Raw genomic sequence first — 12,342 nt, forward strand, 5'->3', positions numbered from 1 at the left:
GGCTTTTAGCCCCATCCATGGGGCTAAAACAGAACTAATTTATTGAAAATGAGTCGATTAACCGCGCCAAAAGGTCGGGGTAAATAGCACCAATAACGTGAATATTTCCAAACGACCAAACACCATGGCCAATGTCAGTATCCATTTTGCAGAATCACTGATATCACCATAATGGGCAGCCACATCGCCGAGACCCGGTCCTAAGTTATTTAAACAAGCAGCGGTCGCGGAGAACGCCGTTATATTGTCTAAACCCGTTCCAAGTAATGCGATCATGATGATAACAAACACTAATGCATAGGCTGAAAAGAATCCCCAAACAGCTTCCACCACTTTGTCAGGTAGTGCCTTGCGACCGAGTTTGATGGAGTATATCGCCCTAGGGTGAACTAGGCGGTTCAGCTCTCGTATTCCTTGCAGATACAATAGGAATACACGTACCACTTTCATACCTCCTCCAGTCGACCCCGCACAACCACCAATAAAGCTAGAAAAAATTAACAGTATTGGCAGAAATAGCGGCCAAGCTGAGAAACTATCCGTTGCAAAGCCCGCTGTTGTGCTAATCGACACAGCTTGAAATAAGGCGTGATCAAGCGTTTCGTCACCATCACTATAAACTTGATTTGAAGACAGTACCGCAAAGCAGATTACCACCAGTGCCAATTGAATAAATAGAAAGACTTTGAATTCTGGATCTCTTAGGTATGCACGCACACTGCGACTTGCCACAGCGGCATAGTGCAGTGAAAAATTTATCGCTGCGATCAACAAAAAGACCACACAAATAAAGTTGATCATAGGGCTATCGAAATGCCCAATAGACGCATCGTAAGTGGAGAAGCCGCCGATCGCGATAGTAGCAAAGGCATGGCAGATCGCATCAAACCAGCCCATCCCGGCTACTTTATATGCGGCTGTACAGGCAGCTGTAAGCGCCACATAAATATACCAAAGGTGTTTTGCGGTGTCGGCAATCCGTGGCGTCATTTTTGAGTCTTTAACAGGGCCCGGCGTTTCGGCTCGATATAACTGCATGCCACCAACCCCTAGCATAGGCAGCACAGCAACAGCTAAAACAATGATCCCCATACCGCCTAACCACTGTAATTGCTGGCGATAAAACAGTACCGACTTAGGTAAATATTCGATCCCTGTTAAGACCGTCGCCCCTGTCGTTGTGAGTCCAGAAAAGGCTTCAAATACGGCATCCGCAAAGGATAAGTTAGGCTCATCAAGGAAGATCAAGGGTACCGACGCGAATGATCCCAGTACCAGCCAAAACAGCACTACAATTAAGAAGCCCTCTCTGGCTTTGAGTTCGCCTTTTTCCTTGCGATTAGGGTAATAAGCCAATAGACCAATGAGTACACTGAATATAAAAGCAAGTACAAATGGCACCCCCCCGCCATCTTTGTATATCAAAGATACTATCGCGGGTGGCACCATAGTAATGCTAAACAGCGCAACAAGTTGGCCGAGAATTTTTATGATGGTACGAAATTGCATAACGCAGATCGCTTGTTGTTATGATTAGTTTTGATTGTCTACTACCCACAGGCGTTAGTAAACCACGTAACAAGTGAAATCAATCACTTTTGTATTTTAAATGACACACTGCCATGCGTTAAATCATAGATAGATTGAATGGCCGCCTCAGCCTCACGTGCATCAATTTCAATGTGCCAGTCTATCTTGGCGGCAAACGCGTGTTGAATATCGAGCACTTGATATACGCTTGCAAGGTGCTGCTCTATCACGCCCTGCATAGCATAATCTGATACACCAACTAATATGGCAGCAGGTACTTTCAGTCCCGTTGGCAACTCTCTTAGCGCATTATTCAAGGTCCCGCCATATGCGCGTACCAGACCACCTGTGCCGAGCTTTATTCCACCAAAATAGCGTGTCGTCACCGCGGTGACCTCGCCAATACCCGAGCCCATCAAAACATTCAGCATCGGCTTGCCCGCAGTACCATTAGGCTCCCCATCATCTGAGAAACCTAAAACATGACTACCACCAGGTGCCCCCGCTACATGTGCCCAACAATTGTGCCTAGCATCAGGAAATGCGTCATTGATGCTGCGAATAAACTTTTTAGCATCTTCCAAGGTGGGCGTATGAGCAATATGCACGATGAAGGTACTTTTCTTAATTTCTTCGTGATAACGAATTGTTTCACTTGGGATTTTATACTCTGACATACACTTATGTTATTGCGAAAAAAGGAGCCTCATGAGACTCCTTTTAAAAGTTAGTTTTTAAGATATGAATGACACATAGAACATTAATCGAGCTTAAAGTCTCGTGTCATATTTTCTAGGCGGTCTTCATGAACAATAATATTGTCTTCGATTCGGATACCACCATATGGTTTAAACTGCTCTACCTTGTCCCAATTGACATGCTGGTTATGCTCTGTTTTTGTCAGTTCAGCCAACAGTGAATCAATGAAGTAAAGTCCAGGCTCGATGGTAAACACCTGACCAGCTTCAATCTTTCTTGTACAGCGTAAGAATGGGTGACCCTCAGGTGGCGCTTGGTGCGTACCAAGTTCATCTGCCATAAAACCACCCATATCGTGAACCTGTAGTCCGATGTGGTGGCCCAAACCATGTGGGAAGAACGTTGACGAAATACCTTTTGCGACAATGTCTTCTGCACTCAGGTTAACGATTTTGAAATCAGCCAAAATTTGCGCGATGCGGCGATGGCAATCTATGTGTAATTCACCATATAACTTGCCAGGTTCAAGTGACTCACCCAGTGCAATTTGATGCGTGTTTAACGCGGCCACCATCTCTGCAAACTCACCTTGTTTAGCGAAATCATAGGTACGTGTAATATCCGACGCATAGCCGTTAAAGTTTGCGCCCGCATCAATTAAAAATGACAAGTGCTGACTCGGCGCTTGGCGCTCAAAGTGCGTGTAATGCAAAATTGCACAATGCTTGTTCAATGCAACGATATTGCCATACGGCGTGTCATTTTCCATATGAGACGTGGCATTTAAATAAGCTTGCTGAATCGAAAACTCAGAACCACCAGCATAAAATTCATCGCGAGCAGCTTGATGACCAAGCACAGCAATGCGGTTTGCTTCGCGCATACACGCCATCTCGTACTGGGTCTTATAAGCGCGGTGATAATGTAAAAAGTTCATTATTGGCTCTGGGTTCATTTGACCAAAACCAAGTGCCTGTGCAACTTCGAGGTACTCGCCGATGTAAGCAAATTTCTCTTTGTCGTAAGGTAGTAGCTTTTCAACTTGCTCTGGTTGAACCAATAATGTGATATCAAAATAGTCAGCCCAAAAATCACATGGTTCATCCGGTACTTTATGCCAGAAATCCACTGGGCGATAAAAAATTAATTTTGGCTTGTCGACACCATTAACCACCAACCAACAGTGTGGGTTATCAATCACAGGCAACCAAGCTTTAAACTGCGGATTAACTTTAAATGGATAATACATATCATCCAAAAACTGACGTTTCGCTTGGCCTGAATGAATAACCAATCCATCTAAACCTTCACGTTCTACGATGGTTTTTGTGCGCGCTTGAAGCGTGGTGATATGCTCTGCATACAAGTTGGCTAGTGTGTCCACGGTGTACCCATATTAATTGAATTTTTATTGTTACTGAGTCTAACATAGCACCGCACTAAAAACGATGCCATGCGATAGACTCTCCATTGTGACTAACCACAGCTAACGCTTGGGTTTGCCGCCAATACTCATATCCAAGATCCCTGCCAACACATTCCCTTCTCGGCCCAACTTAGTGTGATAAACCTGACGGTATGCCATGACATTTTTAACATAGTCTCTTGTTTCACGATATGGAATGAGCTCAATCCATAACTCGGCAGGCATTGCCTCGCTCGGTACCCAGCGTTTAACGCGATGATAGCCTGCGTTATACGATGCCGTTGCAAGGATCTCATTGCCACGTGTCTTGCGCTTAAGGTATTCCAAGTAATCCGTGCCTAACCGAATATTGGTAGCTGGTTTCATGAGCTGTTGCTTAGTAACCCGTTTCTTTGCAACATATTTTGCCGTACTTGGCAGCAATTGCATTAAACCATACGCATCCGCTGTTGAACGGGCGTCTGGTGCGAAACTACTCTCTCGTCTGGCGACAGCATAACTCCATGCTAAATCCACTCGATTACGCGTACTATAACGTTCAAATAACTCATCAAATGCCATTGGGAAGCGCAGATCGACATAGTTCCATGCCTTGATCTGTGCCAAGGTATATATAGTGCTATCATACCAATCTAACTCTGCCGCCAGTAAAGAGGCTGCCAGCTTTTCCTCCGTACTGGAGGTATTTGTTAGGTAATTCCACTCTCTTCTTGCTTGCGTAAACCGTTTCAATTCATACAAAGCTTTGGCTCTTTTGAAACCGGGGGCTTGCGACACCACTTGCATTGTTTGCTCTGCCACATTTAACGCTTTGGCATTCATTGCCGGCGGCAAATCCAAGCGTGCGGCAGCCAAAAAGCCATAGTAGTCTCGTTTTGTCGCCAACGTTTGCCAAAGCGCAGTGGCCTTTACATTGTCACCACGTTTAAAGTAGCTATATCCCAACCAATAAGTTTGCCCATTGCTGAGATTGTGCATCCCCGTAAATAATGCAGCAATGCCGGCCCAATCTTGCTCCTTGAGCATATTACTCATGAGCCACTGGCGCAGCTTTACATCTTGTTTGTCTACCGGTACTTTGTTCAACCAAAAGCGTGCCTGCTCATGACCTTTTGATGCCAGTGCCAGCGCAAATCGATATGCCACACTGTCTTTTTGGGTTTGGCTAAAATCAAACATCCCCTGCAGCTTATCCCATGCACGCAGCGCCAAAGTGGGATCTCGCCAAATTAACCTGCGTACCCCATAGACGGCAATTTCACTTTCTTTCACACTACGTTGCTTATAACGATATAACCCAGCAGAAGCGCTTGGATCTCTGCGCACAGTCACATATAAATCCGCCAAATACGCTTCATTTCTAGGAAGTAACGTTTTGAGGTATTTAACCAGAGATGTTTGCCCTTCTTGTGCTGCTTTGGTAATACGTTGCCAAACCAACTGTTGGGAACGATATCCTGCCTTTTGCCAAGCTGAGAACAACTTATCACAGGCTTTGGGTTGAGACTTCCCAACCACCCAAAGTGGCGCGACTTGATCTAAAATGGCTTTTGGGGGCGCCCCTAAGTCCAATTGAAATTGCAGGTAAGTGCATTTTAGTTCTGCATTATTCGTTTGTTGATAATGCTCTATAAAGAGTGCTTTCTTACCGCGGCGTTTGAGGTAATTTAACCAGCTTTTTCTCACCGGCCAATCTAACGGGGTATGATCATACACCGATAGAAATTGAGCAATGTCTTGCTGATACTTTAACTTAGGATGACGTTTATAAAATGTCATTTCCACATAAGGTTTGAGCGGATGATCTAAAGCGACCAGAGACTGTTTGAATCTGGCATGGTTACCAGACCAAGCAACACGCTCAGCATCGAGAAAGTCTTGATGTGCCTTTTGCGCATATGAGTGGGCACTCACGATGGAAAAACAGGCGCAAATACTACTGACAAGAAGACCAGAGAACCATAATTTCATAACGACCTATACTTTACATAAATGCGTTGTATATCAATGCACTGAGAGAAAAAATTAATGCAGAAACACTCACTCAGGCACTTTCCTTAACTTTTTTACGCGCAGCGCGCGGAGGGTTAATTACCCACTTACAAAGTTATGCATGATTAAAGGTTTAAATAAACTGAATGCGCTAACCTTAAGTCACCTTAGTCCAATCCATGCACTTAGCCACCTTATCATCCCGATTCTTGGTTTTCAGTAAATCTGCGGTAAATTTTTCATTGCAATTTTCATTTAAAGGCGCCACACTGGATGAAATGACAACTCATCGTACCAGTGTCACGGAGAACCAGTATGTTAATCAAACGCGAGTCCTTTGTTGTTGAATTTTGCAAAGGCAATATCGCTGAGTTTAAGTTTTGTACGCCAGGCTCGGTCAACAAGCTCTCTCAGCAAACTCTACAAGACTGCGCTCAAGCACTTGCCGAATTAAGCGCACGTGATGATGTAAAAGGCCTTATTTTTACCAGCGATAAAGATCACTTTATTGTTGGTGCAGACATATTCGAGTTTTTACCTACTTTCAATAGGCCAGAACAAGAACTAGTTAGTTGGATCAAAGATGCGACAGACGTCTTTGACGCAATTGAAGACTTACCATTCCCAACGCTATCAGCTATCAATGGATTAGCCCTTGGTGGTGGATGTGAGTGGGTACTTGCTACCGATTATCGTATTGCGACGCCCAATGCCAAAATTGGTTTACCTGAAGTTAAACTTGGGATCATGCCAGGCTTTGGTGGTACGGTGAGATTGCCACGTGTTATTGGTGCTGATAACGCCATGACGTGGATCACCACTGGCAAAGAAAACCGCGCCCCCGATGCCTTTAAAGTTGGTGCAGTGGACGCCGTCGTTGACGCAGACATGCTGCGTGATGCCGCCATAAAAACGCTAGAACAAGCTATCGATGGCAAACTAGATTGGCAAGCAAAAAGACAGATTAAACTTAGCCCTTTAAAAATGAATCGCGTTGAGCAAGGTATGAGCTTTGCGATGGCGGAAGGGATGGTCATGGCCAAAACCAAAGGCCATTACCCAGCTCCGGTGATGGCAGTCAAAACCATCAAGGCGGCTGCTAACCACACACGCACAGAAGCAATGGCAATCGAAAATGCCAACTTTGCTAAACTAGCAAAAACGGCGGAAGCCGCAGCCCAAACCGGTATTTTCCTCGCAGACCAGTACATCAAAGGCGTTGCGAAGAAACAAGCAAAACTCAACCAAACTGAGATCAAACAAGCAGCTGTGCTCGGTGCTGGTATTATGGGTGGTGGTATTGCCTATCAATCTGCCTATAAAGGTACGCCGATTGTCATGAAAGACATCAATCAAGCTGCCCTTGACCTAGGCATGAACGAGGCTGCCACTATTTTAGGTAAAAAAGTTAAGCGTGGGCATATGGCAACCGACAAAATGGTTGCAACATTAGGCAAAATTAAACCAACGCTAAATGATCGTGACTTAGAACATTCAGACATCATCGTCGAAGCAGTGGTAGAAAACCCGCAAATAAAAAAATCTGTGTTGGCCGCATTAGAAGAGCAAATGCCAACGGGAACCGTGTTAACCTCAAACACTTCGACTATTCGAATTGATGAATTGGCATCCGCACTAAGCCACCCAGAGCACTTCTGTGGCATGCACTTTTTCAATCCAGTACCAAAGATGCCTTTGGTCGAAATTATACGCGGTGAAAAAACCTCGGACGAAACCATTGCAGCTGTCGTCGACTATGCGCTGAAACTAGGTAAGTCTCCTATCGTTGTAAACGACTGTCCTGGGTTCTTTGTAAATCGAGTTCTGTTCCCCTATTTCGCAGGGTTTAGCAAGCTGGTAATCGAGGGTGCTGATTTTACGCAAATCGATAAGGTCATGGAAAATGTCTTTGGCTGGCCGATGGGGCCTGCATATCTACTGGATGTTGTAGGTATCGACACAGCGAACCACTGTACTGGCGTGATGGCCGATGGCTTCCCTACGCGCATGGCTCGCCAAGAAAAAGATCCCGTTGCACTCCTTGCGAATGCTGAACGCTTTGGCCAGAAGAATCAAAAAGGATTCTACCAATATGCGCCCGATCGCAAAGGACGTTTAAAGAAATCTAAAGACGCAGATTCAGTTGCATTACTAAGCCAAATCTGTGATGACAATAAGCCATTTGAAAAACAAACGATCATCGAGCGCTGTATGGTACCAATGATCAATGAAGTTTTACTTTGTCTACAAGACGGCATCGTCGCGTCCCCACAAGAAGCTGACATGGCACTTATCTACGGTATTGGTTTCCCACCATTTAGGGGAGGTGTATTCCGCTACTTAGACCAAATTGGATTAAGTGAATTTGTTGCCATCGCGGACAAATATGCCGACTTAGGTGAAATCTATCAAGTGTCTGAGCAAACCCGTGCATGGGCAGCAGAAGGTAAAGTGTTCTATCAAGTGGAGGGCCAGTAACATGGAACAAGCCGTTATTGTAGATTGTATTCGTACTCCGATGGGTCGCTCCAAAGGCGGTGTATTTAAACATCGTCGTGCAGAAGATTTAAGTGCACACCTAATGAAAGGTATTCTAGAGCGTAACCCCCAAGTAGCGCCAGAGTCGATTGACGATATTTATTGGGGCTGCGTGCAACAAACTTTAGAACAGGGCTTTAACGTTGCGCGTAATGCGGCGTTGTTGGCCGGTATTCCTCACTCGGTCCCAGCGGTGACAGTTAACCGCTTATGTGGCTCTTCAATGCAAGCGCTACATGATGCAGCCCGTGCGATCATGACAGGCGCAGGTGATACCTATTTAATTGGTGGTGTGGAACATATGGGCCATGTACCAATGACCCATGGTGTGGATTTTCACCCTGGGTTGTCAACATCAGTCGCACAAGCGGCTGGTGTTATGGGTCTCACTGCCGAGTACCTTGCTAGCTTACATGGTATAGATCGAGCGCAACAAGATGCTTTCGCTGTGCGCTCTCATCAACGTGCGCACGCAGCCAGCATTGAGGGCCGTTTTGCAAAAGAAATACTGCCAACTGAAGGCCATGATGAAAATGGTATTCCTGTATTAGTGGAGCAGGATGAAGTCATAAGACCTGAAACAAACCTTGAAGGTTTGAGTCAACTTCGTCCGGTATTCAATCCTGCGAGTGGCACAGTAACAGCTGGAACATCATCGGCACTGTCGGATGGCGCATCGGCAATGCTAGTGATGAGTGAACGTAAAGCAAACGCGTTAGGCTTACCTATTCGAGCACGCATTAAGTCAATGGCAGTCGCTGGTTGCGACCCTTCAATTATGGGTTATGGTCCTGTCCCTGCGAGTCAAAAAGCGCTTAAACAAGCAGGCATCGACGTTGACGATCTTGATGTGGTTGAGCTGAATGAAGCATTCGCAGCTCAGTCATTGCCTGTGATGAAAGATCTCGGCCTACTTGAAGTCGCTGATGAAAAAGTAAATTTAAATGGTGGTGCCATTGCGCTGGGTCATCCGCTTGGGTGTTCTGGTTCTCGTATTAGTACATCTCTTATCCATATAATGGAAGAAAAGGATGCAACGTACGGCCTAGCAACTATGTGTATCGGCTTAGGTCAAGGTATTGCCACGGTATTTGAGCGCGTTAAATAACGCCAATTTGTTGTCATAGCCAAATTCAACTTGGTGACCAAGGCAAAGTTACTTTTAGTACTTTGCCTTTTTCTTGCGCACTGTTTTTTACTTGCAAGCGCGCCCTGTCATTTATAACAGACCCTCTTTTAATCGAGAGGCTTAGCGCGTTAGAATAGCATCTTTAAATTTTCTCAAGAGTTGCATTATGAGCTTTGAAAACACCGACCACACATTGGATGCAATTGGTTTGCGTTGCCCAGAACCTGTTATGATGATTCGAGGTATGGTTCGAAAGATGAACCATGGAGAGACACTGCTAATATTAGCAGATGACCCTTCAACCACCCGTGATATCCCCAGCTTTTGTGAGTTTATGGATCACACGCTCATCGCTACGGAAACGGAAAATGTGCCTTATCGCTACTTGTTGAAAAAGGGTAAATAAGAAGCAGCTTGGTACTGCTCCTTGTTAGCACACACCATTAATCCCGCTGTACTATTAAAGTAGGGTTATTACTGTCGCTATAATCGAGCGTAATTGAATACCAGCCTTTTTTATCGGGTGCAAAGCTAAAGTAGTTGTACACCGTATTGCAGTCCACAGGAAGTGGTTGACCAAGTTTAAGCGTACCTTGAAAGCGGTATCCACAATTATATCCTTCACTCCACTTTTCATCCGCAATCTTAAACTCGTACACCTTTCCAGGGCTCATAAACCGTGCCCGAACAAGATAACGACCCTCACCCTGAGGTAGCAGACGATAAATGTCTTCAGCATCCCATAAGCTGAAATCGCCACGTAAATACATGGCCCTTTCAATTACTTTCGCATTATGCTGGATAGAAGTTGGTTGGTCAGGTGTGATAGTTGGCGATGCACACCCAGCGATACCAAGTACCAGCAACAATGATATAGCAGCATTCTTTTGCATTTATCTAACCGATCATAAAATAAAAAAGCCAGCAAACGTTGCTGGCTAGAATTACGTTTTTTGCTTAGTTTTGCAAGACAGAGATATCTGCCGTATTCAAGAATAAGCGGCTTAACTGACTAAGTAGCGCCAAACGGTTTTGCTTAACCGCTTCGTCATCAGCCATTACCATGACATTATCAAAGAAGGTATCAACAACTTCACGTAAGCTTGCTAAACGCGTCAATGCCTGCTGATAATCCCCTTGTGCATAGACAGGGGCAAGCTCTTCTGTAAGTGCAGCAACCTGTTCCGCTAACTGCTTTTCAGCCGCCTCAAGTAGTAAGTCATCTGATACCGATGCATCACTGGTCACGTTGTTCTTCGCAAGAATATTATTAACACGCTTGTTGGCAGCTGCCAATGCTTCAGCCTCTTCTAATGTACGGAAGTGGCTTACAGCTTTTACTCGACGGTCGAAATCGACAGGTTGAGTCGGACGACGAGCAAGCACCGCTTGAATCACATCCACGCTGATCCCTTCATCTTGGTACCAAGCACGGAAACGACCCAACATAAACTCAAACACATCTTGTGCCACGTTTTCATTCGTGAGCTTATCACCGAATAACAACTGCGCTTTAGCAACGATATCTAGAATATCCAGTGGTAGTGCTTTTTCTACCATGATGCGTAACGCACCAATTGCTGCACGACGTAAAGCAAATGGATCTTTGTCACCTTTCGGGATTTGGCCGATGCCAAAAATTCCCACTAACGTGTCGAACTTGTCAGCCAATGCAACAGCAAAGCTAATCGGGTTAGAGGGTAAGTCATCGCCAGCAAAACGCGGCATGTACTGCTCGTTTTGGGCCAATGCAACTTCTTCAGCTTCACCATCGATGCGCGCGTAGTGCATCCCCATAACCCCCTGAACATCAGTAAATTCCATGACCATTTCTGTCATCAAGTCCGTTTTACTGAGCAGGCCTGCACGTTCTGCCAAATCTTTGTCGGCCCCAAGTTGGTCAGCAATGTAACCCGCTAGTGCAGCAATACGCTCTGACTTATCTTTTAACGTGCCAAGTTGTTTTTGGAATAAAACTGACCCCAAAGACTCTAAGCGACTTTCGAGTGTTTTCTTTTTATCGGTTTCGAAAAAGAACTGTGCATCAGCAAGGCGTGGACGAACCACTTTTTCGTTACCCGAGATAACCACTGAAGGGTCTTTACTTTCAATGTTCGATACAAATAAGAACTTATTGATCAGCTCGCCTTTGTCATTTAATAGCGGAAAGTATTTCTGGTCATCTTTCATCGTATAGATGAGGGCTTCGTCTGGTACAGATAGAAATGCTTCATCAAATGATGCCGTCAACGTCACTGGCCATTCAACTAACGACGTTACTTCTTCAAGTAAGTCTTCATCCATTGCCACAGCAGCACCAAGCTTTGCAGCTTCCGCTTCGATTTGAGCACGGATCTGAGCTTTGCGTGCATCATAATCAGCAATGACATAGGCTTGTTTTAAGGTATCAAAAATGTCATCAGCATGGGCTAAAGTCGTACGTGCCGGATGATGAAAACGGTGACCTTGAAGTTCATTACTGATTTGTTTACCCAGTACTTCACCCTGAATAATTTCACTGCCAAGCAGTGCCGCAACGGTGTGAACTGGACGAATAAACTGAGTCTTGTTCGCGCCCCAACGCATCGGTTTAGGGATAGGTAACTTCGCTAGTGCCTTAGCAATGACATCTGTAAGTAAGATACTTGCCTGCTGACCTTCAACGGTTGCTTTATGCAGTAGCCAAGCGCCCTTGTCTGTTTCAAGCTTGTCAGCTTCGCTCACGTCGATACCACAACCACGTGCCCAACCTTGTGCTGCTTTAGTTGGGTTGCCCTCTGCATCAAAGGCAGCTTTGATTGCAGGCCCGCGCTTTTCGACGACTTTATCTTGTTGTTGCGTTTCAAGTGCCGCAACTTGTACACCTAAACGGCGTGGTGACGCATACCATTTGATACCTTGATGACCAAGCGCTAGGCTTTCTAATTCAGCAGCCATATTATCTGCAAAAGCTTGAGCCAGTTTGCGCAAAGCTTTTGGTGGTAATTCTTCAGTACCAATTTCTACTAATAAATTTTCAGTTGTCATG

General features: G+C 45.2%; 9 protein-coding genes. 3 read left to right on the forward strand and 6 right to left on the reverse strand.

From position 1 onward, the window contains the following. Positions 1-57: 57 nt before the first annotated feature. The 4 genes from L1286_RS22475 to L1286_RS22490 form a co-directional block, all read right to left on the reverse strand. Entirely contained in the window at positions 58-1,509 is a 1,452-nt protein-coding gene (locus tag L1286_RS22475; protein WP_235409283.1) for a TrkH family potassium uptake protein, read from the reverse strand. A gap of 83 nt (positions 1,510-1,592) precedes the next feature. Beyond that, on the reverse strand, positions 1,593-2,207 hold the full coding sequence (locus L1286_RS22480; RefSeq protein WP_235409284.1) for a YigZ family protein: 615 nt from the start codon (positions 2,205-2,207) through the stop codon (positions 1,593-1,595). Between the two features lie 83 nt (positions 2,208-2,290). Beyond that, entirely contained in the window at positions 2,291-3,613 is a 1,323-nt protein-coding gene (pepQ, locus tag L1286_RS22485) for a Xaa-Pro dipeptidase (RefSeq protein ID WP_235409285.1), read from the reverse strand. 102 nt (positions 3,614-3,715) lie between these two features. Further along, positions 3,716-5,626 (reverse strand): transglycosylase SLT domain-containing protein, encoded by a 1,911-nt coding sequence (locus L1286_RS22490; protein WP_235409286.1) that lies wholly within the window; start codon positions 5,624-5,626, stop codon positions 3,716-3,718. 336 nt (positions 5,627-5,962) lie between these two features. Between L1286_RS22490 and fadB the strand changes: the two genes are divergently transcribed. The 3 genes from fadB (at position 5,963) to tusA (ending at position 9,720) form a co-directional block, all read left to right on the forward strand. Beyond that, the gene (gene fadB, locus L1286_RS22495) at positions 5,963-8,125 is read left to right on the forward strand and encodes a fatty acid oxidation complex subunit alpha FadB (protein WP_235409287.1); all 2,163 of its coding nucleotides are present in this window, start codon (positions 5,963-5,965) and stop codon (positions 8,123-8,125) included. Between the two features lies 1 nt (position 8,126). Beyond that, positions 8,127-9,293 (forward strand): acetyl-CoA C-acyltransferase FadA, encoded by a 1,167-nt coding sequence (gene fadA, locus L1286_RS22500; RefSeq protein WP_235409288.1) that lies wholly within the window; start codon positions 8,127-8,129, stop codon positions 9,291-9,293. A gap of 187 nt (positions 9,294-9,480) precedes the next feature. After that, positions 9,481-9,720, forward strand: coding sequence for a sulfurtransferase TusA (gene tusA / locus L1286_RS22505; protein WP_235409289.1), 240 nt, complete (start codon positions 9,481-9,483; stop codon positions 9,718-9,720). Between the two features lie 37 nt (positions 9,721-9,757). Here tusA and L1286_RS22510 read toward each other — a convergent pair whose 3' ends face one another. Beyond that, positions 9,758-10,207 (reverse strand): hypothetical protein, encoded by a 450-nt coding sequence (locus L1286_RS22510; RefSeq protein WP_235409290.1) that lies wholly within the window; start codon positions 10,205-10,207, stop codon positions 9,758-9,760. 64 nt (positions 10,208-10,271) lie between these two features. Continuing rightward, positions 10,272-12,341: a glycine--tRNA ligase subunit beta gene (glyS, locus tag L1286_RS22515; protein ID WP_235409291.1), complete on the reverse strand. Its 2,070-nt coding sequence runs from the start codon at positions 12,339-12,341 to the stop codon at positions 10,272-10,274. Between the last annotated feature and the right edge of the window lies 1 nt (position 12,342).

Origin of the sequence: Pseudoalteromonas sp. SMS1 (assembly GCF_021530565.1) — a bacterium.
Classification (GTDB): Bacteria; Pseudomonadota; Gammaproteobacteria; order Enterobacterales; family Alteromonadaceae; genus Pseudoalteromonas.